General features: G+C 62.0%; 25 protein-coding genes. 6 read left to right on the top strand and 19 right to left on the bottom strand.

What is annotated here, in order from left to right; genetic code table 11:
- Positions 1 to 8: 8 nt before the first annotated feature.
- The 10 genes from NKH30_RS04830 to NKH30_RS04785 form a co-directional block, all read right to left on the bottom strand.
- Positions 9 to 479, bottom strand: a complete 471-nt coding sequence (locus NKH30_RS04830; protein ID WP_352541010.1) for a MaoC family dehydratase — start codon at positions 477 to 479, stop codon at positions 9 to 11.
- Entirely contained in the window at positions 476 to 937 is a 462-nt protein-coding gene (locus NKH30_RS04825) for a MaoC family dehydratase (RefSeq protein ID WP_352469736.1), read from the bottom strand. Before NKH30_RS04825 ends, NKH30_RS04830 begins: the two co-directional genes overlap by 4 nt.
- Positions 938 to 1,071: 134 nt before the next feature.
- Positions 1,072 to 2,046 (bottom strand): magnesium/cobalt transporter CorA, encoded by a 975-nt coding sequence (corA, locus tag NKH30_RS04820; RefSeq protein WP_352469737.1) that lies wholly within the window; start codon positions 2,044 to 2,046, stop codon positions 1,072 to 1,074.
- A 218-nt stretch (positions 2,047 to 2,264) separates the two neighbouring features.
- Entirely contained in the window at positions 2,265 to 3,368 is a 1,104-nt protein-coding gene (ychF, locus tag NKH30_RS04815) for a redox-regulated ATPase YchF (RefSeq protein ID WP_352469740.1), read from the bottom strand.
- Positions 3,369 to 3,445: 77 nt separating this feature from the next.
- Positions 3,446 to 4,009, bottom strand: a complete 564-nt coding sequence (locus tag NKH30_RS04810) for a hypothetical protein (protein ID WP_352541011.1) — start codon at positions 4,007 to 4,009, stop codon at positions 3,446 to 3,448.
- Between the two features lie 3 nt (positions 4,010 to 4,012).
- A complete protein-coding gene (gene pth / locus NKH30_RS04805; RefSeq protein ID WP_352541012.1) occupies positions 4,013 to 4,738 on the bottom strand; it encodes an aminoacyl-tRNA hydrolase in 726 nt (241 codons plus the stop codon).
- A gap of 23 nt (positions 4,739 to 4,761) precedes the next feature.
- Positions 4,762 to 5,406, bottom strand: a complete 645-nt coding sequence (locus tag NKH30_RS04800) for a 50S ribosomal protein L25/general stress protein Ctc (protein ID WP_352469743.1) — start codon at positions 5,404 to 5,406, stop codon at positions 4,762 to 4,764.
- 223 nt (positions 5,407 to 5,629) lie between these two features.
- Entirely contained in the window at positions 5,630 to 6,136 is a 507-nt protein-coding gene (locus tag NKH30_RS04795; RefSeq protein WP_352541013.1) for a DUF2938 family protein, read from the bottom strand.
- Between the two features lie 421 nt (positions 6,137 to 6,557).
- On the bottom strand, positions 6,558 to 7,238 hold the full coding sequence (locus NKH30_RS04790; RefSeq protein ID WP_352450507.1) for a response regulator transcription factor: 681 nt from the start codon (positions 7,236 to 7,238) through the stop codon (positions 6,558 to 6,560).
- A complete protein-coding gene (locus NKH30_RS04785) occupies positions 7,216 to 8,820 on the bottom strand; it encodes a sensor histidine kinase (RefSeq protein ID WP_352469745.1) in 1,605 nt (534 codons plus the stop codon). The genes NKH30_RS04790 and NKH30_RS04785 overlap by 23 nt, the downstream gene beginning before the upstream one ends.
- Positions 8,821 to 9,028: 208 nt before the next feature.
- On the opposite strand from NKH30_RS04785, the gene NKH30_RS04780 reads away from it, so the two are divergent.
- Positions 9,029 to 10,453, top strand: coding sequence for an SLC13 family permease (locus NKH30_RS04780; protein WP_352469746.1), 1,425 nt, complete (start codon positions 9,029 to 9,031; stop codon positions 10,451 to 10,453).
- Position 10,454: 1 nt separating this feature from the next.
- Complete coding sequence (locus NKH30_RS04775) at positions 10,455 to 11,645, top strand: glycerate kinase family protein (RefSeq protein ID WP_352469747.1); 1,191 nt, start codon at positions 10,455 to 10,457, stop codon at positions 11,643 to 11,645.
- A gap of 123 nt (positions 11,646 to 11,768) precedes the next feature.
- On the opposite strand, the gene NKH30_RS04770 is transcribed toward NKH30_RS04775, so the two are convergent.
- Positions 11,769 to 13,019: an MFS transporter gene (locus tag NKH30_RS04770; protein ID WP_352994419.1), complete on the bottom strand. Its 1,251-nt coding sequence runs from the start codon at positions 13,017 to 13,019 to the stop codon at positions 11,769 to 11,771.
- A 128-nt stretch (positions 13,020 to 13,147) separates the two neighbouring features.
- On the opposite strand from NKH30_RS04770, the gene NKH30_RS04765 reads away from it, so the two are divergent.
- Positions 13,148 to 14,029 carry an AraC family transcriptional regulator gene (locus NKH30_RS04765; RefSeq protein WP_352994416.1) on the top strand — a complete coding sequence of 294 codons (882 nt, stop codon included), beginning with the start codon at positions 13,148 to 13,150 and terminating at the stop codon, positions 14,027 to 14,029.
- A 99-nt stretch (positions 14,030 to 14,128) separates the two neighbouring features.
- Here the strand turns inward: NKH30_RS04765 and NKH30_RS04760 are convergent, their stop codons facing one another.
- The 6 genes from NKH30_RS04760 to lgt all read right to left on the bottom strand — a co-directional run bounded on the left by NKH30_RS04760 (position 14,129) and on the right by lgt (position 20,004).
- Positions 14,129 to 15,064 (bottom strand): ribose-phosphate pyrophosphokinase, encoded by a 936-nt coding sequence (locus NKH30_RS04760; protein WP_023678427.1) that lies wholly within the window; start codon positions 15,062 to 15,064, stop codon positions 14,129 to 14,131.
- A gap of 251 nt (positions 15,065 to 15,315) precedes the next feature.
- Positions 15,316 to 15,936: a hypothetical protein gene (locus tag NKH30_RS04755; protein WP_023678426.1), complete on the bottom strand. Its 621-nt coding sequence runs from the start codon at positions 15,934 to 15,936 to the stop codon at positions 15,316 to 15,318.
- Between the two features lie 53 nt (positions 15,937 to 15,989).
- The gene (locus tag NKH30_RS04750; protein ID WP_023678425.1) at positions 15,990 to 17,141 is read right to left on the bottom strand and encodes a M24 family metallopeptidase; all 1,152 of its coding nucleotides are present in this window, start codon (positions 17,139 to 17,141) and stop codon (positions 15,990 to 15,992) included.
- Positions 17,141 to 17,929 (bottom strand): peptidoglycan editing factor PgeF, encoded by a 789-nt coding sequence (pgeF, locus tag NKH30_RS04745; protein ID WP_352469752.1) that lies wholly within the window; start codon positions 17,927 to 17,929, stop codon positions 17,141 to 17,143. Before pgeF ends, NKH30_RS04750 begins: the two co-directional genes overlap by 1 nt.
- 138 nt (positions 17,930 to 18,067) lie before the next feature.
- Positions 18,068 to 19,156, bottom strand: coding sequence for a class I SAM-dependent methyltransferase (locus NKH30_RS04740; protein ID WP_352541016.1), 1,089 nt, complete (start codon positions 19,154 to 19,156; stop codon positions 18,068 to 18,070).
- The gene (gene lgt / locus NKH30_RS04735; protein ID WP_352541017.1) at positions 19,153 to 20,004 is read right to left on the bottom strand and encodes a prolipoprotein diacylglyceryl transferase; all 852 of its coding nucleotides are present in this window, start codon (positions 20,002 to 20,004) and stop codon (positions 19,153 to 19,155) included. Before lgt ends, NKH30_RS04740 begins: the two co-directional genes overlap by 4 nt.
- Before the next feature lie 131 nt (positions 20,005 to 20,135).
- On the opposite strand from lgt, the gene NKH30_RS04730 reads away from it, so the two are divergent.
- From NKH30_RS04730 to NKH30_RS04720, 3 genes are all read left to right on the top strand, one after another.
- Positions 20,136 to 20,438: an accessory factor UbiK family protein gene (locus tag NKH30_RS04730; RefSeq protein WP_352469829.1), complete on the top strand. Its 303-nt coding sequence runs from the start codon at positions 20,136 to 20,138 to the stop codon at positions 20,436 to 20,438.
- Between the two features lie 331 nt (positions 20,439 to 20,769).
- On the top strand, positions 20,770 to 21,270 hold the full coding sequence (locus tag NKH30_RS04725; RefSeq protein WP_023678420.1) for a type III secretion system chaperone family protein: 501 nt from the start codon (positions 20,770 to 20,772) through the stop codon (positions 21,268 to 21,270).
- A gap of 6 nt (positions 21,271 to 21,276) precedes the next feature.
- A complete protein-coding gene (locus NKH30_RS04720; protein ID WP_352541018.1) occupies positions 21,277 to 21,636 on the top strand; it encodes a tRNA-binding protein in 360 nt (119 codons plus the stop codon).
- Positions 21,637 to 21,648: 12 nt separating this feature from the next.
- Here NKH30_RS04720 and NKH30_RS04715 read toward each other — a convergent pair whose 3' ends face one another.
- Together NKH30_RS04715 and NKH30_RS04710 are read right to left on the bottom strand one after the other, a co-directional pair.
- Entirely contained in the window at positions 21,649 to 22,671 is a 1,023-nt protein-coding gene (locus NKH30_RS04715; protein ID WP_352541019.1) for a glycosyltransferase family 4 protein, read from the bottom strand.
- Between the two features lie 206 nt (positions 22,672 to 22,877).
- The gene (locus NKH30_RS04710; RefSeq protein ID WP_352541020.1) at positions 22,878 to 24,293 is read right to left on the bottom strand and encodes an ATP-binding protein; all 1,416 of its coding nucleotides are present in this window, start codon (positions 24,291 to 24,293) and stop codon (positions 22,878 to 22,880) included.
- Positions 24,294 to 24,338: the final 45 nt, after the last annotated feature.

Here is a 24,338-nt window from a genome sequence, read left to right as displayed (position 1 = left end):
AACTCCGCTCACTCCACCTTCACCAGCACGGCACTTTCGAATTCGATGACCTTGTCGCCGGTCGAATCGAAGGCCTCCGAGCGGAGCGTCAGCAGCCGCCAGCCCGGTCGCGAGGCGATAGGGCGATGGGCCAGCGCGGTGCGGGTGAAAGTCACGGTTTCCCCGGCATAGACAGGTTTGGGCCATTTGAGGTTCTTGAAGCCGGGCGAGGGGCCGAATTCCGGCACCGGCCCGGGACCGGGCCAGCGGGCGACCTCTGCCTCTATGCCAGCCTGGAGGTTCAATTTCATCCAGGTGGCGGCGGTGTGCCAGCCCGAGGCGCAGAGCCCGCCGAATATGCTGTTCCTCGCCGCCTCTTCGTCGATATGGAATATCTGCGGGTCGTATTTGCGGGCGAACGCCTTGATCGCCTCCGGTTCGAATCGATGTGAACCGAGCGTGACGGTGATACCGATGCAGAAGAATTCGTCGAGGCTCACGCACTGCCCTCGCGGGTGAGGAACATGACGGTGTTTTCGAGCTCGAAAACACCTTCGCCGCGCTGGTTGAACAACTCGCTGCGCATGGTCACCAGGCCAAGGCGGGGTTTCGATCTGGACAGTCGCTTGGCAAGGACGGTGGTGCTGCCGGTCAACAGGTCGCCGGCCAGGACCGGCCGTTTCCATTTGACCTGGTCGACGCCCGGCGCGCCCTGGGAGGTCGAGTCGAGCAGGAAGGCATCGCACAGCATGCGCATGAACACGGCGCAGGTGTGCCAGCCTGAAGCCGCCAGCCCGCCGAGGATGCTGGCCTTGCCCGCGGCCTCGTCGAGATGCATCGGCTGGGCATCGAACTCGTTGGCGAATTCTATGATTTCGGCGGCGCTTACCAACTTGGTGCCGAGGTCGAGCGAAGCGCCCTCGACAAAATCCTCATAAGCCCAGGTCTTTGCGGTCATGGTCTGGAAATCCTGTTCAGGATTGTACGATCGCTACGGGTCCGGGTCCCGGATGCAGGCAGGGCGGCATTTGGTCAAGCAATTTCTATTGCGCCAGCCCGTTGCGACCAAGCCGCAGCGCGGTATTGACGACCCTATAGCCAGCCGCGGCGGCGGAAATACCAGAAAGGCAGGATTGCCGAAAGCACCATCATGCCGATGGCGAAGGGATAGCCAAAGTGCCATTTGAGCTCAGGGATGATGTCGAAATTCATGCCGTAGATCGAAGCGACAAGCGTCGGCGGCAGGAAGATGACAGCGGCGACGGAGAAGATCTTGATGATGGCGTTCTGCTCGATCGAGATCATGCCGAGCGTCGCGTCGAGCAGGAAGCTGATCTTCTGCGACAGGAACGTGGCGTGGTCGGCGAGCGACAGCACGTCGCGCGACAAGGTCTTGATGCGAGCGCGGGTATCCTTGCTCATCCTGCTTTGCGTGGAGGCATGGGCGAGAAAGCCGGCAAGGCGCTGTAGCGAGATCAGGCTGTCGCGGATCGAGGAGGCGAGGTCCTCCTTGCGGCCAATGCCTTTCAACAGCTCCTGGAAGTCGCGGTTGCGCTTGGAAACCTTGGTCGAGCGTGCCTCGAAGATGTCGCGCGAGATCGCCTCCACGTCGCGGCCGGCGCGCTCCAGAATGTCGGCGAGGCGGTCGACGATCGCCTCCAGCAGTCCGATCAGGATGGTGTCGCCGCTGGTGCAGCCGGTCGCCACCTTCTCGGCGCGCAGCGGAAAGGTCTTGAACGCCTTCGGCTCGTGGTAACGCACGGTGATCAGCCTGCTTCCGGCGAGCACGAAGGTGACCGGCGACATCAAGGGATCGTTCACCTCGGTCTGCGCAGGCAGAATGGCGGTCATGAAGTAGGCGCCGTCCTCGACGTAGAGACGGCTCGAGATCTCGATCTCTTCCATCTCTTCGCGGGTCGGAACGGCGATGCCGAGCCAGGTCTCGATTGTCGTCTCTTCTTCCTTTGTCGGGTTGAAGAGGTCGACCCAGACGACAGTGTCGCTGTTTTGCACGAGATCGTCGACCAGGCGCAGGCGATCATTGTCGACGACGAAGGCCTTGATCATCGCCGGGGTCTCCCTTGCTGTTGCCAAAGAGCGTTCGTTTGGAGGGGGCGCGTCAGTCACATCGCACGGACACGGGCAGGCGAGGCGCGAGGCCGGTGCAGAGGCCCCTTAGACCCCGCACGATGGCCCGTCAAGCAGCGCAAGAGGCACTGCGACACCCTGCTTTGAAGTTTGTCATCGAGCGACGGCAATGGTGACCATTGGGCTCCCTCGCCGGTTCAGGTGTTGAACTTGAACAGCATGATGTCGCCGTCCTGGACGACATACTCCTTGCCTTCGTCGCGCGCCTTGCCGGCCTCCTTGGCCGCGACTTCGCCGCCCAGCCTGACGAAGTCCTCATAGGCGATGGTCTGGGCGCGGATGAAGCCGCGCTCGAAATCGGTGTGGATGACGCCTGCCGCCTGCGGCGCCTTGGCGCCCTTGTGCACGGTCCAGGCGCGTGTCTCCTTGGGGCCAACGGTAAAGTAGGTGATGAGCTGGAGCAGCTCGTAGCCGGCGCGGATGACCTTGTTCAGGCCGGGTTCGTCCAGACCGAGCGTTGCCAGGAATTCCATTTCCTCTTCGTCCGAGAGCTGGGCGACCTCGGCCTCGATCGCCGCGGAAATCACAACGGTGCGGGCACCTTGCGCGGCGGCCATCTTCTCGACCGCCCTGGTATGCGCGTTGCCGGTGGCGGCATCGGCTTCCGCGACGTTGCAGACGTAAAGCACCGGGTGTGAGGTCAAGAGATTCAGCCCCTGCAGGATGCGTAGATCCTCAGCCGAGATGCCGTTGAGCAGGATGCGGGCGGGCTTGCCCGCCTGCAGCAGTTCAAGCGCCGCTTCCATCATCGGAAGTGCGGTCGCTGCTTCCTTGTCCTTGCCGGCGGCACGCTTGCGGATCTGCACGATGCGGCGCTCAAGGCTGTCGAGGTCGGCAAGCATCAATTCGGTTTCGACGGTCTCGGCATCAGCGACAGGATCGATGCGGCCCTCGACATGGGTGACGTCGTCATCCTCGAAGCAGCGCAGCACATGGACGATGGCGTCGACCTCACGGATGTTGGCGAGGAATTGGTTGCCAAGCCCTTCGCCTTTGGAGGCGCCACGCACCAGGCCGGCAATGTCGACGAACGAGATGCGGGTCGGGATGATCTCCTTCGACTTGCCGATCGCGGCGATCTTCTGCAGGCGCGGATCGGGCACCGCCACCTCGCCGGTATTCGGTTCGATGGTGCAGAACGGATAATTGGCGGCCTGCGCCGCCGCCGTCCTGGTCAACGCATTGAAGAGCGTCGACTTGCCGACATTGGGCAAGCCAACGATGCCGCATTTGAAACCCATTTTTGTCTGGTCCTATCGGGAAATCGAAATTTGATCAGGGCTATGGGCGAAAGCGCCGATGATCGTCAAGGCGCAATTCAATTCAGACGCTGCGCGATGTCATCGGTGCCTATCGCCAACGAACGAACGCCGGACCTGCTCAGTATTTGCAGAAGATGCCAGAACGCGTCGACCTCAGCGGTTCCGAAATCGATGGTCAGTTGCCCGTCGAGCAACTGCGCACTGTGAATGACGTTTCCGACGGTCTCCGATGTTTCACGCTCGCCATCGATATCGAACCAGCCGCGAAACCATTCGTCGAAGAGATCGCCGTCGAGCTCATTTATAGGGAATTTAAAATGAATCTCATCCCACCTGAAAGGTGAGATGAGGACATCCATTCCACCCATCCCGGCGTGAATATCCGGAGAGAATTTCACATAGGAATCGCTGTTGATGAATTGCGGATTTGGCTGTCCGTCATTACTGACGAAATCAACCGCGATGAAATTTCGATAGAAGGAATCGACGTTCGAAAACTTGATTTCGGTCGCATGCGATCCTTGGCAGTTGCGTGCAAGTTCGCCGGCAGCGGTGACGAAATAATCAACATACTTCTGTCTGATGAGACGGACCAATTCCTGAATGTCATCCAGATCCATGGCTCAGTCCTTGCCGCCAAAAAGCTTCTTCAGCATGGCCGCCATCGGGCCGGTTTCGGGCAGCTTGGCCGCCGGCTGCTGCGGCCGCGCCTGGCGGACGTGGCTTTGCGCCTTTGGCGCCTTGGGCGGCGGGCGATCGTCGTCGTCCGTCGGCGTGAGCTTGTCGCGCAGCGCCAGCGTCACACGGTTCATGAACGAATTGTCGTCGCCCTTGGCAAGCAATCCGGCACCATCGGCGATTGCGTCGAGCAGCACGTCCAGCCATTCGCGATCGGCCTTGGCGAAATCGCCGAGCACATGGCCATGCACCATTTCCTTGACGCCGGGGTGGCCGACGCCGATGCGCACACGGCGAAAATCCTTGCCGACGTGCTGGTCGAGCGAGCGGATGCCGTTGTGGCCGCCGGAACCGCCACCGACCTTGACCCGCACCTTGCCGGCGGCAAGGTCGATCTCGTCATAGAAGACGGTCAGTGCCGAAGGGCCGAGCTTGTAGAAGCGCAGGGCTTCGCCGACCGCCTGGCCGGACAGGTTCATGAAGGTCTGCGGCTTGATCAGGATCACCTTTTCGCCGGCAAGCGTGCCTTCGGCAATCAGACCTTGGAATTTCTTCGACCAGGGCGAAAAGGAATGGCGGCGGGCGATCGCGTCCGCCGCCATGAAGCCGACATTGTGCCGGTTGTTGGCGTATTTCGCGCCCGGATTGCCGAGGCCTGCAAAGACAAGCATCGTCGCCTCCGGGCGGGAAGGGGTTACTTCTCTTCGGCGGCAGGAGCCGCTTCGGGCGCAGCCGCTTCAGTCGTCTCTTCCGCGGCCTCCGGCTTCATCGCCGAGGAGCCGGCAATGGTCGCGATGGTGAAGTCGCGGTCGGAGATCACCGGCTTGACGCCGGCCGGCAAGGTGACGGCCGAAATGTGGATCGAATCGCCGATATCGGTACCGGTGAGATCGACGGTGATGAAATCCGGGATCGCATTGGCAGGGCAGTGGAACTCGACCTCGTGGCGCACGATGTTGAGCACGCCGCCGCGTTTGATGCCGGGCGACTTGTCTTCATTGATGAAGTGCACGGGCACATCGACGTTGACTTCGGTATCCTTGCCGATGCGCAGGAAATCGACATGGACAGGGAAATCCTTGACCGGGTCGAGCTGAAAATCCTTGGGCAGAACCTGGATCTTGTTGCCGTCGACATCGATCGTGGCGACCGTGGTCAGAAACCCGCCGCCATGGATCTTGTAGTAGATGTCCTTGTAGGTCAGCGCAATCGCCAGGGGAGGCTGCTTGTCGCCGTAAATCACTGCAGGCACTTTACCGTTGCGGCGAACTGCACGGGCGGACCCCTTACCGACCTGTTCGCGCGCTTCGGCCTTGAGCTCGTAAGTATCGTGGCTCATGGCATTTCCTTTCGCGTTGTTCTGGAGCGTTCGCGGCCGGCAACGTGCCGGGGCCGTAAACGTCGAAAGCCGACATAGCTAACGCATGACCTGGTCCGAAAACCGGAATCCACTTTTCGGGATCATGCGGGAAGGCGGCCTTCCGCCGCGTTGCCTCCAAGGGTGTCTACGCGGGTGGCGGCTCTATAGCGGAAGGCGGCGCGAGGTGCAAGCGGGCGGCCCATCAGGCCGGAAGTAGCAATGCCGAAAGCGATGCTGCAACGTACAGCCCAACCCCGAAAGACAGATGGGCCATAAGGCTGCGCAGGCGCGCAGTGCGCGGGTTGGGAACTTTCGAAGCCGCGATGCCGATCCCAAAAGCCGGTTGCATCACGAAGAACGGGCGACGATGGTGCAGACGCCGACCAACAGGGCCGGAAGCACTGTCGGGTGCCGTGCCCAGTCGAGGCCCCACACTCCAATCAGCGCTGCGGCAAATACGATGCCGGTCGCGTAATGCGCACTCCATCCAATGGCGGTATCCAATGGCGGTTTCGCCGCGAACGCGGGCAGCTTGTGCGATATTCGCATGTGCAAAACGTCCATGTGGAAAGTGCCCGATCCAGCGGCCGACCCAGGCGTAATCAAGCGGTGGAATCGCGAACATTCGCTTCAGAAACCATCCCCAGAGGTCCATCAGGGCTGTCGCGCCGATTCCAACGACGGCCGCACGAACAACGAACTCCAACATTTTGGCATCTCTTGTTTCACCCGTTGTCGCCTATTGTCGTGGAGTCCAGTGCGTTCTTTCGCCCGACGCCTTGGCAATCCTCAGGGCACGAGGCTGGGCCCCGCGCCGGTTCGAAGGCGGCTTCCCCGACTGGGTGGCTGCAGGCCTGGGGGTAGAGGCCGTGAATTACGAAAGCGGTTAACGGCCGCCAAAATCGGTGTCGCCGCCCAAGCCCGAACACAAATGGAAAGGGGAACCGCGGCGGGTGGAAAGGGGAACCGCGGCGGGGCAATGCCCACGGCGGGTGGACGGCGCGCGCCGGCAGCATGGAAGGGAGCCGATGAACACCTATTCGGAAACAAGCGGTGGAAGCGGCGTTGCGGAAAGAGGAGGTTTCCAGCGAGTGGCGAGAACGGTGCGATAAAGAGTTTCGCTCTACCTTCTATGGCTTCCGCTCGACCAGCATGTAGCCGATCCCACGAACTGTCTGAATGCTGGCCGATGCATCCGGCCCGAGCTTCGCACGCAGATAGCGAATGTATACCTCCACGATCTTCGTCCCGGGTTCGAAGCTGTATGACCAGACATTGTTGAGGATGCGCTCGCGGCTAACCACTTTCCCCGCGTTGAGCATGAGAAAATGCAGAAGGTCGAATTCACGTCGGGTAAGGCTGATTTCCCGGTCGCCGTCCGCAAAACGACGAGCGCTCGTGTCGAGATTGAGGCGGCTCACTCGAAGCAATTGTCGATCCACTGCACCCTGACGGCGTCGGCGCAGCGCGTCAATCCTGGCCACCAGTTCATCAAACGCAAACGGTTTCGTCAGGTAATCGTCGGCACCGCCCTTGAGCCCATCTACGCGATCCTGAATTGTCTCCTTCGCGGTCAGCATCAGGATGAGAACCGGCCACTGCTCCAATCGCACGATCCGGCACAGCTCAAGGCCGTCCAGGTAGGGAAGCAGACGGTCCAGGATCACGAGATCGAATGGATCCGTACGAATAATGGCTAGTCCCTCGCGACCGTCCTCCGCGACACTCACGTGGAAGCCTTCGGCCTCCAACCCCCGGCGGAGAAAGTCGGAGACACGCCGGTCGTCTTCAACGATCAGGATTCGAATCATGGGTGCGATGTACCAGCGGCAGTCTGATTCTGAGGAGGGTTCCCGAAGGCTCAATTCCTTCAAGGCCGATTGTGCCATTGTGCCCGTCTATAATCTCCTTGGCGATCGCGAGGCCAACACCAAGGCCGTCGGCTGCGGACCTCCCGCCGACACGCCCGCGATAATATCGGTCAAACACGAACGGGAGATCGTTGGCATCGATCCCTGAACCGTTGTCGCGGATGGCGATCTCAAGCATTCCATGACGCTCAGCCATCTCGACTGCTATTGTCTGATACGGCTTTGAGTACTTTATGGCGTTGTCGAAGCCGATCAGCAGCGCTTGCTTTAGGCGCTGGGCGTCACCCCGAATGAGGCAATGGTCTGGGTTGAGCGACAGGTCAACGGATATCTGCTTGGGACCTGCGAGTACGGAAGCCTCCTGAACGGCCGCCTTCACAACCTCACCGGTATCGATGTTGCGCAAGGAGAACCTGAAATTTTCAGCTTCGGAGCGGGCGAATGCCAGAAGGTCCCCCAGGTTGCGAGCCATATCTTCAGCGCAATTGCGGATTCGGCTCAGAGCTTCGCGGTAAGATCGAACACGCGGTTGGCCGCGGAGGGCAACGTCGGCCTCTCCGCGGAGAATCGTCAACGGCGTGCGGAGTTCGTGGCTTGCCTCCGCAAAAAATTGTGTGCGTCGGCTATCGATCGCTCTCAGTTGCTCATTGGCTTTCCGCAGTTCACGGGTGCGCAACTGAACCTCCGCCTCCAAGCGGTCCTGTACCGAAATCAGAGCAGCACGTTCGATCTCGAGAGCCTCGGCCATGCTGTTGAAACTTCGCGAGAGGGAAGCGAACTCGTCGCGTCCGGTCGCGGAAACGCGATGGTCGAGCTTGCCTGCAGCGATGGCTTTGGCGCTTTCGTTCAGTTCACGCACAGGTGTGGCGATTGATCGTCGCAGGACCAGGCCGAACCCCAGACTGCCCAGCATGAGCAACGCAGCGAAGCCGCCGGTCAGCAGCAGCAGCCGCCATTGTGCGCCACGGACGCCGGCGAGTTCCTCTCCAACCTCCCTGCGCTCATCGTGCAAAGCGGCTTCAATCATTTCTTCAAGATCGTTCTCTAATCGGTGCTCCACATCGTTGCGGAAGGCGTCTACGATGCCCTTTGGATCCCCCTTTGTTCGCTGGCTGAACAGTCGCTGGGCGGCCCGATCGATCGCCTCAAACAGCGCCTTGACGCGACCGACGAATCTGAGTTCGGCCTCCTCCTGGCGTCTATCGCTCCAATATCCGAGAGCACCGAGTTCCTCGCGAGTGGCGCCCTCCAGCTTGTAGAATCCGGATTTCACTGCTTCTCGTGCCGCTTCGAAATCCGGCATTTGCTCGGGCCCAAGCAGCAAGACTTCAGCGAGTTGCTCGGTGTAATTGTTGGCTTGCCCATTGAGTTCGGCGAGCGCCTCGAACCGCCCGTGGACGCTGTCGATTCGGCGGACGAATTCCTCTGTCAGCTGGAGTGTTGCGAATGCCAGTCCTGAAATCAGTCCGACAAGGGCGAGAATGACGATTTGAAATAGGAAGATGCGGCCTCGAACGGTCATGCGGTAATCCTGCCGGCGATCGGATAATGCCTCTCACCAAATTCTAACCGGAGCCCTCGCAAGCGTCTAATCGGAACCTCCTAAGTTCGAGCGGAGGGTGTGCGACGCCCTCATCGCCACGTTGGCGGCGAACTAGACGAGGTTTCGGTTGGCACAAGTAGATTTTCGGACCGACAGTGACGCCACCCTTCGGGAAAGGACACCGCCGGTGCTCTGGCCGATATGGCGAGCCGCACTGATCGGAACCTGTGTATCCCTGTGTGTGGCCATCATTGAATTCGGCCTCTCCGCGCTCCCGTCCGACGCCCGGCGAGCGCTCGAGATCCTGCTTGTCGCGATCATCGGGTGGACCCTGACGCCGTTCGACGACACCTTCGTTGCGATCGCCGCCGGGCTGGCAATGGCGCTGCTGGTCAACCGTGATCCAGGCGCGCTGTTTCATGCGCTCGGCGATGAGTTGATCTGGCTATTGCTTGCCTCCTTCATGTTGGCGGCCACCTTCAAGGCGAGTGGGGTCGCAGATCGCGTTCTCGGCCTCGTGACGGGGCGCATGCGATCGGTTCGCGCAATCGCCTATTCCTTGACGGCCGTCATGATCGCCACAGCCTTCGTCATTCCGTCGACCTCAGGTCGCGCAGCTTTGATGATCCCCGCCTTTCAGGCGATCGCGGGACGCTGTGGAAGCGCCCGGTTGCGAAGGGCCTTCGCGCTGCTGTTCCCCACTGTTATCCTGCTCTCGGCCATTGCATCGCCCGTCGGCGCCGGTGCCCATCTGCTGGCGATCGAAATGGTCGGCCGCCTCTCGGGTGTGAAAGTAAGCTATCTGGAATGGATCGCTTTCGGCCTGCCGTTTGCGGCCGTAAGCACCTTCCTTTCGGTCGAATGCCTGCTCCGGCTTTTCCTGTCGCCGGTCGAACGGCGGATGACCCTTTTGCAGCCAACGACGGTGACTAGTGGCGGTGCCGGATTGGCACGGCAGCCGATACTCTGGATCGCCGGCGGGGTTGTCACCGCGTGGCTGACCGAACCTGTCCACGGACTTGATGCCACCGTTGTCGCTCTTGGCGGCGCTCTCTTGGCCACACTTCCTAGAGTAGGCTCCGTGGCGTTTGGCGATGCAATCAAGAGTGCGGAGTGGAAGCTGCTCTTGTTTCTGGCGGCGACGATCTGCTTGGCAGACGGCCTGACGGCATCAGGCCTCAATCGGTGGTTGATCGAGACGACTGTCGATCCGCTGCGCGGCACCGGCTTGGGTCCGTTGGCGCTTATCTCCTTATTAGCCTTGCTTGGGCTTTTCAGTCATCTCGTGATCCACAGTCGCACGGCGCGTGTCTCGGTGCTGCTGCCCCCGGCGCTGATGCTCGCATCGACAGCGCGGCTCGACCCTCTCCTGGCAATGTTTGTCCTCGTCTCGGCGACCGGCTTTTGCCAAACCCTCGCGATCTGCGCGAAACCGGTGGCGCTTTTCGCGGGGGTCGACGAGGAAGGCTACGGCCCGAAAGACCTCGCCTTGCTCAGCTCAATCCTGCTGCCGATGCAGTTCATCCTCATCGTCGTGTTCGCGGTCACCGTGTGGCCAGCCACCGGAGCCCTGCTCAACACGCTCCATCTGCAACTTGTTGGAGAGCCGTAGAATGTCGAAAAAGAAAGGATTGACGAAACGAAGACGGCTTCGAGTATTGGTCGCACCCTCCGGCTTTAAGGAGAGCCTCGGCGTTCGTGATGTCATCGCTGCATTGGCGCGCGGCGTTCGCAATGCCGTTCCGACAGCAAAGATCCTGGGCCTTCCAATGGTGGATGGCGGCGAGGATTTTACGCGGACCCTTGTTGAATTGTCTGATGGCGAGCTGCATTCCGTCACAGTGACGGGACCGGTGGGACAACCCGTGGCGGCCAATGTCGGTTTTCTCGGGCGAAGAAAGAAACGGACTGCAGTTCTGGAAATCGCGGCGGCTGCCGGGCTCCGGCTCGTCCCCACTGACATGCGTGACCCGACCCGCACTACAAGTTATGGGGTTGGTGAGTTGATTCGTTTTGCGCTCGATCTTGGCGCGGAAAGAATTCTGATCGGCTGCGGTGACTCGGGTGTCAACGATGCAGGAACCGGCATGGCCCAAGCATTAGGCGTGCGTCTGCTCGATGGCGGCGGCCGTCCCATTTCGGGGAGCGGCTCGGCCCTCTCATCGCTAGCTCGTGTCGATCTTTCCAGTCGTGATCATCGCCTTTCGAATGTTCGTATCGACGTCGCGGTAAATCCCTACAACATGCTGCTCGGCGAGAGAGGCGTCGCCCGGGTGTTCGGCCCGCAAAAGGGTGCAACACCTGACCAGGTGGTTTTGCTCGAGCAGGGCATGGAAAATGTCGCTCACGTCGTTCGCCGCGACCTCGGCGTCGACGTGACGTCGCTTGTCGGCGGAGGAGCTTCCGGGGGACTCGGCGCCGGACTTCACGCCTTTGCTGGGGCCCGGCTGCATCCGCGCTTCGACCTGATCCTGCGGTATATGGATCTCGATCATCGGCTGTCAAACGCCGACATCGTCATGACAGCCGAGGGTGGCCTGGATGGTCAGACGAGCTTTGGAAAGATACCAGCCGAGATTGCCCGGCGCGCGAAACGTCACAATCTGCCTGTCATCGCCTTGGCCGGAACGATCGGAGCAGGTGCAGAGGCGACCCACGACATCGGCATCGATGCCTTCTTCAGCATTCTGTGCCGACCGTGTTCCCTCGAAGACGCGATCCGTGACGCCGACACGCTGCTGGCGAACGCTGCCGAGCAGGCATTCCGGCTGATGCGGGCGACGCGTGCTTTCAAGTTCAGATGACGGAGCGTGTCAGCCAATGGCCGCGATGTCGCCACGCTGCGGCCCTGACCGGCTCGAAGTCTATGTCGAGAACCGAATTTCGCGCTGCCCGGTGGGCGGGGAAGCCGAAGTCCAACCCAAACTTCACCCGATCGTGGTCCCCGCCTCCACCTTCCTCGCTTCCTTCATGTTAGGCAGGAGGACCGTCAGCAGCCCGAGCAGCGGCAAATACGAGCAGACCTGGAAGACGAAATCGATGCCCTTCATGTCGGCGACGACGCCAAGCACGGCGGCCGCGATGCCGCCCATGCCGAAGGCGAAGCCGAAAAAGATGCCGGCGATCATGCCGACCCGGCCGGGCACCAGTTCCTGCGCGAAGACGACGATGTTCGAGAAGGCCGAGGACAGGATCAGGCCGATCAGCACGGTGAGAACCATTGTCCACTCGAAATTGGCGTAGGGCAGGGCCAGGGTGAAGGGCAGCACGCCGACGATCGAGAACCAGATCATCGCCTTCTGTCCGTAGCGGTCGCCGAACGGGCCGCCGAGCAGGATGCCCAGGGCCGAGGCGCCGAGGAACAGGAACAGCATGACCTGCGACATCTGCACCGAAACGCCGAATTTATGGATGGCATAGAAGGTGTAGTAGCTGGACAGGCTGGCGATGTAGGCGTTCTTGGTCAATACCAGCAAGGTCAGCACCGCCAGCGCGCCCAGGACCTTGCGGCGCGGGAAAGGCGAAACGAAGCGTGCCGCCTTGCGGGTGCCCTGTGCGGCGCGCAGGCGGCTGTACCAGCCGCCAACCTGCCACAGCACGATGATGCCGATCAGCGAGCCGCCGGCAAACCAGGCGATGCTGGTCTGGCCGAAGGGCACGACGATGAAGGCTGCCAGCAGCGGCCCCATCGCTTGGCCGAAATTGCCGCCGACCTGGAACAGCGACTGCGCAAGACCGAACCGGCCACCGGAGGCGAAGCGGGCGATGCGTGAGGATTCCGGGTGGAAGATCGCTGAGCCGATGCCGATCAGCGCGGCGCCGATGAGGAGCAGCGAGTAATGTCCGGCATAGGCCAGCACGACCAGCCCGATCAGCGAAGAAGCCATGCCGTAGGGCAGCGAATAAGGCATCGGCCGCTTGTCGGTAATCATGCCGATCACCGGCTGCAGCAAGGATGCCGTCACCTGGAAGGTAAAAGTCAAAAGGCCGATCTGCCAGAAATCGAGACCGTAATTGTCCTTCAGCAGCGGATAGATCGCCGACAGCAGCGACTGCATGATGTCGTTGATGCAATGGCAGAAGCTCACCGCCAGGATGACGGTGAAGGCCGTCGCCTGAGCTGAAATGTGGCTGGCCGCTGCCGGCTTGGCGTCGGCGGTTGCTGTGGTATCGGTCAAGGCAGGCTCCGTGGTCTTTTTGGCGGGCGCTCCCGCAGGCGGTCTTATAGGGCGCAGCCTTATACGTTGCTTGTCACGCGACTTCTTTCGTGGTTTGGTCCAATAGTTTCGCAAGTGGGCCATAGCTGATGCCGCATGGCAGGGAAATGTTCAGAGCGGGCGACACCGATTTCGGGCTGTTGCATGAGCGTCGCTGGCAATGGCTGGAGCAGGCCGTAGGGCCGGCAGTGGCGCTGCCGACCGAATATCCGGACGGCTACCATGTGCCACCGCACCATCATAGCCGCAGCCAGTTGCTGCACGCGCTGGTCGGTGTCGTGCTGGTGAAGACGCGGCATGGGCGCTGGATGGTGCCTCCGGACCACGCGATGTGGATCCCCGCCGGCACCGAACATTCCGTCGAGATGCTGGGCGACGTCAGCATGCGGTCCGTCTATGTGATGCCGGAGGCCATTTCCGGCCTGCCGGACGGGTTGCGTGTCGTCGGCATCACCGACCTGATGCACAGCCTGATCGTCGAATCGGAAAAGCTGCCGCAAGGCGCCGAGCTGAAGGGGCGGGGCGGACTGATCATGAAGCTCCTGCTGCACGAAATCCCGAACCTGCCGGAACGGCCGCTCGGCCTTCCGTTCCCGTCCGATGCAAGGTTGGCGACGCTGTGCCGGCGCTTCGTGTCGGCACCGTCACCGCATGCGACGATCGACGAGTGGGCCGCTATCGTCGGCATGAGCCGCCGCTCTTTCACCCGCGCGTTCCACCGCCAGACCGGATTGTCGCTGTCGACCTGGCGTCAGCAGGCCTGTCTGTTCGCGGCGCTGCCACGGCTGGCCGACGGCGAGCCGATCACGAGGGTGGCGCTCGATCTCGGCTATGACAGCGTGCCGGCGTTCATCACCATGTTCAAGCGCATGCTGGGAGCCTCGCCACGCGGTTACATGCGGGGCGCCCGTGATGCTGGCGAAGGTGTGCGACGAACAAGTGGTCCGGCTCGGCCTGAGGCGCAGCCCTGAAGGGCGTCGCGTTCGACCGGCCTCATGCGACGCGCTTTGGGTTCTTGTTGTATGCATGTCGTTATCGCAAAACCGCTGCACAGTTTTGCGCGACACGCATTAATCGAACAGGCTCGACACCGATTCCTCGGTCGCCGTGCGCGAGATCGCCTCGCCCATCAGTTCGGCGATGGAGATGACGCGGATATTGGCGGCGTCCAGCACTGCCTGGGTCGGCTGGATGGAATCGGTGATGACCAGTTCCTGCAGTTTCGAGGCGCCGATGCGGGCGATGGCGCCGCCGGACAAAACGCCATGGGTAGTATAGGCGGTCACACTGGTGGCGCCATCGGCAAGCAGCGCATCGGCCGCATTGCACAGCGTGCCGCCCGAATCGATGATGTCGTCGATCAACAGGCAATCCTTGCCGCGCACGTCACCGATGACGTTCATGACTTCCGATTCGCCGGGGCGCTCGCGGCGCTTGTCGACGATGGCAAGCTGGGCGTCGATGCGCTTGGCGAGCGCGCGGGCGCGGACCACGCCGCCGACATCCGGCGACACCACCATGACATTGGCAAGCTGCTTGTATTTCGCCTTTACGTCGCGGGCCATGACCGGCACGGAAAACAGATTGTCGGTCGGGATGTCGAAGAAGCCTTGAATCTGGCCGGCATGGAGATCCAGGGTCAGCACCCGGTTGACGCCCGCCCTGGTGATCATGTTGGCGACCAGCTTGGCCGAGATCGGTGTGCGGCCCGAGGCACGGCGATCCTGCCTGGCATAGCCGAAATAAGGAATAACCGCAGTGATGCGCTTGGCCGAAGAGCGCATGAAGGCGTCGATCATGATGAGCAGTTCCATCAAATGATCGTTGGTCGGGAACGAGGTGGACTGCAGGATGAAGACGTCCTCGCCGCGCACATTCTCCTGGATCTCGACGAAGATTTCCTGGTCGGCGAAGCGCCTGACGCTGGCCTTGCCCAGCGGAATGTTGAGGTAGCGGGCGACTGATTCGGCCAGCACCCTGTTGGAATTGCCCGCGAAGAGCTTCATGCACCGTTCCTGGCGAAGGATTGAGAGACTCCGATAGCACTCCAGCCTCTTAGTCGGGCTTTTAGCGGCCCGCGCCGGTATTGCAAGCGTCGTGAATGGGAATCCGCCGGCTAATCTCAATAAACGCTTACGGCTTGACGATGCGGCGATAGGTCCACTTCGACGCCGACGGAATCGGCATAGCTCTATCTTTCAGTCTGAGTATGATCTTTTCCGAAAACCGGATTTCACTTTCGGAATTATGCTCCAGGTCAGCCGGCGCCGCCGCCAAGCCAGGTGGCGAACTGGTCGATTGTCTGGTCGGCAATTGCCTGCATGGTCGCAGGCGCGACCGCCGTCCAGCCTTCGCCGCCGCCAACAGACGGCGCCTTCTGCTGGCCGTTGATGCGATGCAGCCGGTTGCCGGCCGGGTCATAGATGTCCCAGACATAGATGACGGTAGTGTCCTTGCCTTCCGTCATGGTCGAGAAATAGCCCTTGAGCACATGTGTTGGGGTCTGGTCGGTGCTGCCGGCCAAGGTGATGCCGCGCTGCCTGGCGCGTGTCTGAAGCTCGGCGGTCAGCGGTGTCGCGGCTTCTACCGAGGCGCCGACGATCGGCGCCACCTGCAGCCGGGTCCGCGCAATGGCAGCCGCGCTTTTGGCGGGCGGCACGGCTGCTGCAGCGGAAGGCTGCGCCGTATCTGCAGTTTGCGCGGTGCCGGCAGGCTGAGCCGGAGTTGCGGGGGGCGTCGCGGCACCTCCGGCTCCGGAGAGGGATTGCGTCGATTGCGGGGCAATGGCCGAGGGTTCGAGAACGTCCTTCGCATTGGTGCAGGCCGCCAGTGCCAGCGCCACGAGCAATGACACGGTCGTCACATGCGATCGTCTCATTAGCCTGAAACTCCTTGGCGACGAACGCCCCTTACACTCTTTCCATTATGGATTCACTGCACGATCAAGTCGAGATCATGGCGGGACAGCGGCTTCGGCTGGGATTCGGTGGTCAGATAGGTGCGGCCAAGCGTCATCGCGGTTTCGGTTTCGGAGTCCATGATGATCATATGGGCGAACAGCGTCATGTTGGGCGCAATCGGTTCGGGATTACCCTGATAGAACATCGGCATATCCATCCAGGACGGGGTGAAGCGGGCGCCGAGCGAATAGCCGCAGGCATTGAGCCGGTGCTTGGTCAAGTTGTGGGCTTCGAGGGTGCGGGCATGGGCGTCGAACACGTCGCCGAACGTATTACCGGGCGTCATCGCCTTCTCGACTGCAAGTAGCGCGGCGCGGGCGGCATCGAACAATTCCTGGTGGCGTTTCGATACCTTGCCGGTCAACACCGTGCGCATCATTGCCGCATGGTAGTGGTGGAAGACACCGGCCCATTCGAGCGTCAGCTGGTCGTTCTTGGTGAGCTTGCGGCGACCGGCCTTGTAGCGGCAAAGCAGGGCGTCGACTCCGGAGCCGATGATGAACTCGTTGGCCGGATAATCGCCGCCGCCGGCAAAGATCGCACCTTGCATGGCGGCGAGGATCAGCGCCTCATCGCCACCCTGCTTGATCAGCGGCAGTGCTGCGTCCAGCGCGTCGTCGGCCAGATTTGCGGCTTTTTCCGCCTTGGCGATTTCTGCCGGGCTCTTGAATAGCCGTAGCCGGCTGACAATGCCGGAGGCATCCGCGATCTGCCCGAAGGTCTGCAACTGCTCGTCGAGGCGCCGGCCATTATAGGCGGTCAGGCCGTGGGTGTCGTATTCGACGCCGATCCGGGCGCCGAGCAGGTCAAGCTCGTTGAGCAGATTGCGCAGATCTACCGCCGGATTGGCGCCGTTGCGGTCCGTCCACAAAACGATGTTGTCGATGATCGAGGTGTGGCGCGCCTGGCGCAAGTCGGCCGAACGCGTCAGCAGCACCATCGAGCCGTCGGCCTTGACCACCAGGCACTGGAAAAAGCAGAAGCCGAAGGTGTCGTAGCCGGTTAGCCAATACATGCTTTCCTGGGCAAACAGCAGGACGGCGTCGAGCTTCTTTTCGGCGATCTCGATCATCAGTCGATCGCGCCGCGCGTCGAATTCCGAGCGTTCGAAATGCAGCGCCATCAGTCAGCCTCCAAAACGATTGCCGAAACCTGCCGCCCGTAGTCGGGCTCGTTGCGATGCGTGCTGCGCCGATAGGAGTAGAAAAGCTCTTCCTCGGCATAGGTGCAGCGGCCAAGTCCTTCGGCATTGACGCCAGCCTTGGTCAGCCGGTCGACCGTGTAGCGGTTGAGATCGAACATCGCGTGTCCGGCATTTGCGGAGGGCGCGAAATAGCGGGCACTGCCAGCATCGGCGTCGACGAAACGGGTGACAAATTCCGGTCCGACTTCGTAATTCCGTGGGCCGATCGAAGGACCGAGCACTGCGACGATGCGGTCGCGCCGGGCGCCGAGGCTTTCCATTGCCGCGATGGTGTTTTCCAGCACTCCGGTGAAAGCGCCTTTCCAGCCGGCATGGGCGGCGCCGATAATGCGCGCCTCGGCGTCGGCGAAGAGGACCGGTCCGCAGTCGGCGGTCGAGGCACCGACGGCAATGCCCGGCCGGTCGGTGACAATTGCGTCGGCCTTGGGCCGCTCGCCGGCAAAAGGCTCCCTGGCAATGACGACGTCCGGCGAATGAACTTGGTGAGCGGTCAGCAGATGGTTTGCAGGCACGCCCATCCATTCGGCGACCCGGCGGCGATTCTCGCGCACCAGCGTCTGGTCGTCGTTCGAGCCGGTGCCGATGTTGAGGCCCCGGTAGATGCCGCTGGAAATGCCGCCGACGCGCGTGAAGTAGCCGTGGCGGATGCCTTGCGCCGTTTCCAGCAAGGGCGACCGAACGGGATCCGGTTTGGTCTGATTCAGCATGGCGGCTTTGTTGTCCGTATGGGCGATTTCGTCAAGCGAGTTGAAGGGCGCAGTTGAAGGCTGGTCAGTTTAAGGCTGGCGCAGTTGATGTCGGCCGCTAGTCGGAGATGGGAGAGTGGGAGAGGCGGCAGCGAAAAGTCAATCCATGCTTGGAAACGGCGGAACGGCAATGCCGGCGGGGAGGACGGCAAGCACCTTGAAGAGTTCGCCCATGGCCAGCGGGCCGGCGAGGCGCTCGACGTCGGCCGCGATCTTTTCGCGAGCTGCCTCATCGGCATTGGCGCCGAGCCGGCCAGCTCGTTCGAGAAGCCCCATCTTGAGCAGGAATTCACCTTGCGTTGAGAGGTGGGCATCGAGGCTGTGTGCCCGAACGGTTGCCGCGAGGGCAGCGAAATCGACATGGGCTGTGAGATCGGCCCGCCCCGGATTGGCCAGCACGTCCTCATGACGGTGCTTGCGCAAGGCCTGCAAGGTGTCGCCGATCCCGGGCTGGAGGTGACCGTAGTCGAGAAACAGGCCGGCGCCGCCAAATCCGGCAAGTCGCCCGGCGATGGCCGCCATCAGGGCGGCGCGGGCTGGCGCCACCTCGACGATCGCACCTTCCGGCGCATTCTCGGCACCCTCCGGCAGCAGCATCGGGTCGAGCGAGCCGGCGCCGACGAAAAAGCGCAGCCGGTTCGCATCGTCGAGACCGATCATCCGCTCGCGCCAGCCGGCTCCGGCGCGGACGAACTGGCGGATGGGCACCGCGTCAAACAGCTCATTACCAACAATCAGAAGCGGCGCCTGCGGTAGTGTGTCCACGGCCTCATGCCAGGCGACGGTGGCCGACGTCCCGGCAAGCGTTCGTTTCTGGACCTCGGTCAACCGCGGACTGGTCTCGATCAAGGCGAACGATGCGCTGGCGGTAAGCGTCGGATCGAGCCGCGAAAGCGTGCGCAGCATATCTCTCATCAGCGTGCCGCGGCCGGGGCCTATTTCGGCGATGGCGACCGGCGTCGGCCGGTCGATCGCCAGCCACGCCTGGTAGAGCCAGATGGCGACCAGTTCGCCAAACATCTGGCTGATCTCCGGCGCGGTGACGAAGTCGCCGGCGGCGCCGAACGGCTCGCGTGTCGTATAGTAGCCGTCCAGCGGATCGAACAGGCAGAGCGCCATGTATTCGCTGATGGGGATCGGTCCCACCGCACCGATCAGCTCGGCGATGCGGGTCTTCAGCCGCGTCATGCCGGCTGCGGTTTTGTCACCGGCTTGGCTGTAGCCATCGCCCAGATGCCGGCCAGCACCATCGGCAGTGACAGCACCATTCCCATGGTCAGCCAGCTCGTGCCAAGGAGGTAGCCAAGCTGCTGGTCGGGCTCGCGAAAGAATTCGACGAAGATGCGCGAGGCGCCATAGCCGGCGATGAAGGCGCCGCCGACGAAGCGCGGCGTCTTCAGCTTGAGCCGCGAATGGGTGAGGAAGCGCAGGATAAGGAACAACACCAGCCCTTCGAGCAGCGCCTCGTAGATCTGGCTCGGATGGCGTGCAAATGGACCGCCATTGGGGAATTCGAATGCCCATGGAACGTCGGTCGGCCGGCCCCATAGTTCGGAATTGATGAAGTTTGCCAGGCGAACGAGGCCAAGCCCCACCGGCACGCCGGCGGCAACCACGTCGAACAGCGACCATGTGCGGATGCCGCGAGACCGGGAAAACAGCGTCATTGCGACAATGACGCCGATCAGACCGCCATGAAACGACATGCCGCCCTGCCAGACGGCGACGATATCGAGCGGATTGGCGATGTAGCGCGGCAGGTCGTAGAACAGCACGTAGCCGGTGCGTCCGCCGAGCACCACACCGATGGCTGCCCAGACGATGAAGTCGTCGAGGTCGACGGGCTTCATCGGCAGGGTGCCGTCGGGCCACAGTTTTGGGTTGGTGACGAGGCGCTTGGCATACCACCAGGCGAACAGAATGCCGACGATGTAGCCGACGCCGTACCAATGCACCGCCAGCGGTCCGATCCGGACGATGACCGGGTCGATGTTGGGAAAGGGCAGGGCGGCCAGCGGCAGCAAATATTCGCTCAACAGGGTCTCCGGGTTCCCAATCAGGTTCGGGCGCGGACCATGCGGCAGGCTTTTGGCGGGGTCAAGGCAAGCATATGCTTGCATTCCGAATCGCGCGCCACTACGTCAATTCGACCAAGCGAGGATTTGCCATGGCGACCGGACCGAACCGCATTCTCGATGAATTCGCCAAGCTGATGACCGATGCAGCCGGTGCCGCGCAAGGCGTGCGGCGCGAGGTGGAGACCGCCTTCAGGGGCCAGGCCGAGCGCATACTCAACTCCATGGACGTGGTGCAGCGCGAGGAATTCGAGGCCGCTCGCGACATGGCGGCGAAGGCCAGGGAAGAAAACACCCGCCTCGCCGCTCGCATCGAGGCGCTCGAGGCCAGGCTTGCCGAATTGACCGGTCAACCAGCGCCTGCGGCTGCGTCAAAGCCGCGTGCAAAAAAATAACAAGAAATAAATCGTTAAACTTTTCCACAAAGCCGGATCGCAAAAAGCGCTTTGTCGTGAATCGCTTACCGGTACTGCGTGAATCTTTGTGACAGTGCCTTTCCACATGCGAATGACGCAGTGCGAAAAATTTGGCTGGTCACGCGACTCCCGATCAATAGACTGAATTTGTTGCATGATTCGGAGCAGGGTCATGCGCCGGGCGGTGGGGTCCGGTCCGGGGTCTTTGCGTTGACGAAGTCCTGGCCGTCCGAGTTCTAGGCAGAATTGTTCGAGTGTGCCTCTCCCGCGGAGCGTGTGGTGGCGCTCCCAGAACGACAGGAAGCATTTCATGGAACTTCTCGAACTCGAATTCTCCCGCGAAATCCATCCGGTGGATGTTATCGAGCAGGTGGCGCACAACAACGATTGGTCCTTCGAGCGGGCCGGCGACGACGAGATCTCGATCTCGGTTGCCGGAAGCTGGACCGACTACCACGTTTCATTCTCCTGGATGGAGGACTACGAAGCGCTGCACCTGGCCTGCGCCTTCGACATCAAGGTCCCGGAGGCGCGCGCGCTCGAGGTGATGCGGCTGCTTTCGCTGATCAACGAGCAGATGCTATTTGGCCATTTCGACCTCTGGGAGCAGGAAGGCGCCATCATGTTCCGCCAGTCGCTGCTGCTGGCCGGTGGGGTCGAGCCGTCGAGCCAGCAGGTCGAGGTGCTGCTGTCGTCGGCGCTGGAAGCCTGCGAATGCTATTTCCAGGCGTTCCAGTTCGTCGTCTGGTCGGGAACTTCGGCCAAGGATGCGTTGGCCGGCGTGCTGTTCGAAACCTACGGAAACGCCTGACCGTCGATGGTTTCGAGCAACGCGCGAAAACCCGAGATCAGCTTTGCCGATTTCGACCGCGTCGACATCCGCGCCGGCACGATCGTCGAGGCCGAGCCTTTTCCCGAGGCGCGCAAGCCGGCGATCAAGTTGAAAATCGATTTCGGTCCCGTGATCGGGGTGAAGAAATCCTCGGCCCAGATCACGAAATACTATACGCCCGAAGCCCTGATCGGCCGGCAGGTGTTCGCTGTGGTCAATTTCCCGCCGCGTCAGATCGGGCCGTTCATGTCGGAAGTGCTGACGCTCGGCTTTCCCGATGAAGAGGGCGCGGTGGTGCTTGGGGCAATCGAACGCAAAGTGCCGAACGGCGGGCGGCTGTTCTAGCTGCGCTGTTGTTCACGCAGCCAGTTTACGCGTGGTACCCAGCGCTTCTTCGACCGTTTCCATGAACATTTCCGCGCAGGCCTTCCAGCTGTAGCGCATTGCGCGTTGCCGCGCCTCGGCGCGGTCGACGTGAAGGGCGGCGAGCGCTGCTTGCCGCAGGTCGTCCGACACCGCGCCGCCGATGCCGTCACCCACAATATCGATCGGTCCAGTGACGGGATAGGCTGCGACCGGCGTGCCGCTGGCCAGCGCCTCGATGATGACGTTGCCGAACGTGTCGGTACGGCTGGGGAAGACGAAAACATCGGCCGAAGCGTAGATCTCGGCCAGTTCGTCGTTCGGACGATGGCCAAGGAAATGGGCATCGGGATATCTGGCCTTCAGCTTCGCCAATTCCGGCCCTTCGCCTACGACCAACTTGCTGCCGGGCAGATCGAGGCCTAGGAAGGCCGGCAGGTTCTTTTCGATCGCGACGCGGCCGACGCAGAGGAAGATCGGTCCGGGAAATCCCAGGTCCTTTCTTTTGTCCGGCCGAAAATGATCGGTGTCGACGCCGCGCGTCCACGGCCGGAGCTTGGTGAAGCCGCGGGCCGCAAGATCGTCGGCAAGCGACTGGGTGGCAACCAGCGTGCCCTGTCCTGAATTGTGGAAATCACGCAGCCAGCGATAGGCCCATGCTTCAGGCACCGGCAGGCGCGCGCTCAGATATTCCGGAAAACGTGTGTGATAGCTGGTCGTGAACGGGCGGCCGGCGTTGCGGCAGTAGCGCCGGGCCATAATGCCGAGCGGTCCTTCGGTGACGATATGGATGTGGTCCACCTTGCGTGCCTCGATCAGCTGCGCCACGCGGTGCGGCGTCGTCAGCGCCAGCCTGATATCGGGATAGGTCGGCAGAGGCAGGGTGCGAAAGATATTCGGCGTCAGGAAGTCCGTCTCGATATCGAAGGATTTCAGGGTCTCCGAGAGACGCTCCAGCGTGTGGACGACGCCGTTGACTTGCGGGCGCCAGGCGTCGGTGACCATCAGGATGCGCATGGCGGTCCCTTGGCGGCAAGCTTGATTGCCTCGCCGCGACGCCTGAGCGGCGACCACGCCGCAGCTCGGGCGTCGCACCAGCGCACCTGGGCAGGCGCGGGGTCGAAATGAGGCCGCAGGGCCGAATCAATCAGGATCGCGCGCTTCATTGGCGCTCTTCACCATGGTTTCATGACGGGCCGATGAAGGCCCGGGTGTCGCTGCCGTCAAGCGGGGACCTTGATCACCGCCCGAAGGCCGCCGAGCGGGCTGCGTTCGAGGACAATGTCGCCGCCATGGCTGCGGGCAATGTCTCGTGCGATGGAGAGGCCAAGGCCGGTGCCGCTGGCGTCGAGGTTGCGGGCCTCGTCCAGCCGCACGAACGGCTTGAATACATCCTCTCGCTTTTCGGGCGGAATTCCCGGGCCGTCATCGTCGATGGTGACGAGCAGCGAACCGCGCCCATGATTGGCATTGATCTCCACCGTCTTGGCATAGCGGAATGCATTGCCGACGACGTTGGACAGCAGCCGCGCAAAGGCATTGGGGCGCACGTGCACATGCGGATCGCCGACAAGCACGGTCGACAGCTTGCGCTTGCGCAGCGCGGCTTCCTCGCGAAGCTTGTCGAAGAAGGCTTCGAGATCGAACTGACCGGCATCTTCCGAAGCTTCGCCGCGTGCAAAGGCAAGGTAGCCTTCCAGCATCGACTGCATGTCGTCGATGTCCTGATCGAGTGCCTGGGTATCGGCCGCCTTGGTCCCGGCAAGCGCCAATTGCAGCTTGAAGCGGGTGAGGATGGTCCTCAGATCGTGGCTGACGCCGCTCAGCATGGCGGTGCGCTGCTCGAGCTGGCGTTCGATGCGTTCGCGCATCTGGATGAAGGCAAAGCCGGCGCGGCGGACTTCCTCCGCGCCGCGCGGGCGAAAATCGCGCGGCATCGGCCGGCCCTTGCCGAAGCTCTCGGCCGCCTCGGCCAGCGTCAGAATCGGCCGGATCTGGTTGCGCAGGAAGGGAATGGCTATCATCAGCAGCACCAGCGAGGTGCCGACCATCCAGATCAGGAAAATATGGGTGTTCGATGCATAGGCCTGGCTGCGGCGCACGAAGACGCGCAGCACCTTGTTCTCGAGCTGGACGCGGACCTCGACGATATTGGAATTGCCGACCGTATCGATCCAGAACGGACGGTTGATCTGGCGGGTGATCTCGGACGAAAGGATCTCGTCGAGGATCGAGAAGAACGGCTTTGGCCCGGGAGGCGGCAGCGGGTCGGGCGGGAGGAGGTCGACCTTCAGCTGCATGCGATCCTGGGCGATGCGGATGACGTTGGCGTAGTCGGCGTCATGCGGATAGGTCTCTATCAGGTCGATGATGGCGGCGATGTCGCGCACCGTGGCCTGCGACAGGCGTTGCGTCACGGTCTGCCAGTGGCGCTCCATGAAGACAAAGGCGACGACCGACTGCAGCATGATCATTGGCGCGATGACGATGATCAGCGAGCGGGCATAGAGCCGCTTCGGCATGTAAAGCGACACCAGGCGCCAGAAACGGTTCCAGGCGCGCGGCACGGCCTTGAGCGCCCGCGTCGCGCGGGCGCTGAAGCCGCCATCTCCCGGCCGTTCGAGTTGCGTGGTCGCCATTCGTCCTTTCGCTCACCGGGACCCGGCAAAGGGCCGCTGTCGGCG

It is taken from the genome of Mesorhizobium sp. M1273 (assembly GCF_040318195.1).
Taxonomy (GTDB): domain Bacteria; phylum Pseudomonadota; class Alphaproteobacteria; order Rhizobiales; family Rhizobiaceae; genus Mesorhizobium.
The sequence above is the reverse complement of the archived record's forward strand: the minus strand, read 5'-3'. Positions and strand labels throughout refer to the sequence as shown.

Bases quoted from the DNA above. Each gene is read 5' to 3' on its own strand.
- NKH30_RS04825 (WP_352469736.1), bottom strand. From the start codon at position 937: ATGACCGCAAAGACCTGGGCTTATGAGGATTTTGTCGAGGGCGCTTCG.
- corA (WP_352469737.1), bottom strand. From the start codon at position 2,046: ATGATCAAGGCCTTCGTCGTCGACAATGATCGCCTGCGCCTGGTCGAC.
- ychF (WP_352469740.1), bottom strand. From the start codon at position 3,368: ATGGGTTTCAAATGCGGCATCGTTGGCTTGCCCAATGTCGGCAAGTCG.
- NKH30_RS04810 (WP_352541011.1), bottom strand. From the start codon at position 4,009: ATGGATCTGGATGACATTCAGGAATTGGTCCGTCTCATCAGACAGAAG.
- pth (WP_352541012.1), bottom strand. From the start codon at position 4,738: ATGCTTGTCTTTGCAGGCCTCGGCAATCCGGGCGCGAAATACGCCAAC.
- NKH30_RS04800 (WP_352469743.1), bottom strand. From the start codon at position 5,406: ATGAGCCACGATACTTACGAGCTCAAGGCCGAAGCGCGCGAACAGGTC.
- NKH30_RS04795 (WP_352541013.1), bottom strand. From the start codon at position 6,136: ATGTTGGAGTTCGTTGTTCGTGCGGCCGTCGTTGGAATCGGCGCGACA.
- NKH30_RS04790 (WP_352450507.1), bottom strand. From the start codon at position 7,238: ATGATTCGAATCCTGATCGTTGAAGACGACCGGCGTGTCTCCGACTTT.
- NKH30_RS04785 (WP_352469745.1), bottom strand. From the start codon at position 8,820: ATGACCGTTCGAGGCCGCATCTTCCTATTTCAAATCGTCATTCTCGCC.
- NKH30_RS04775 (WP_352469747.1), top strand. From the start codon at position 10,455: ATGTCGAAAAAGAAAGGATTGACGAAACGAAGACGGCTTCGAGTATTG.
- NKH30_RS04765 (WP_352994416.1), top strand. From the start codon at position 13,148: ATGCCGCATGGCAGGGAAATGTTCAGAGCGGGCGACACCGATTTCGGG.
- NKH30_RS04760 (WP_023678427.1), bottom strand. From the start codon at position 15,064: ATGAAGCTCTTCGCGGGCAATTCCAACAGGGTGCTGGCCGAATCAGTC.
- NKH30_RS04755 (WP_023678426.1), bottom strand. From the start codon at position 15,936: ATGAGACGATCGCATGTGACGACCGTGTCATTGCTCGTGGCGCTGGCA.
- NKH30_RS04750 (WP_023678425.1), bottom strand. From the start codon at position 17,141: ATGGCGCTGCATTTCGAACGCTCGGAATTCGACGCGCGGCGCGATCGA.
- pgeF (WP_352469752.1), bottom strand. From the start codon at position 17,929: ATGCTGAATCAGACCAAACCGGATCCCGTTCGGTCGCCCTTGCTGGAA.
- NKH30_RS04740 (WP_352541016.1), bottom strand. From the start codon at position 19,156: ATGACGCGGCTGAAGACCCGCATCGCCGAGCTGATCGGTGCGGTGGGA.
- NKH30_RS04730 (WP_352469829.1), top strand. From the start codon at position 20,136: ATGGCGACCGGACCGAACCGCATTCTCGATGAATTCGCCAAGCTGATG.
- NKH30_RS04725 (WP_023678420.1), top strand. From the start codon at position 20,770: ATGGAACTTCTCGAACTCGAATTCTCCCGCGAAATCCATCCGGTGGAT.
- NKH30_RS04720 (WP_352541018.1), top strand. From the start codon at position 21,277: ATGGTTTCGAGCAACGCGCGAAAACCCGAGATCAGCTTTGCCGATTTC.
- NKH30_RS04715 (WP_352541019.1), bottom strand. From the start codon at position 22,671: ATGCGCATCCTGATGGTCACCGACGCCTGGCGCCCGCAAGTCAACGGC.
- NKH30_RS04710 (WP_352541020.1), bottom strand. From the start codon at position 24,293: ATGGCGACCACGCAACTCGAACGGCCGGGAGATGGCGGCTTCAGCGCC.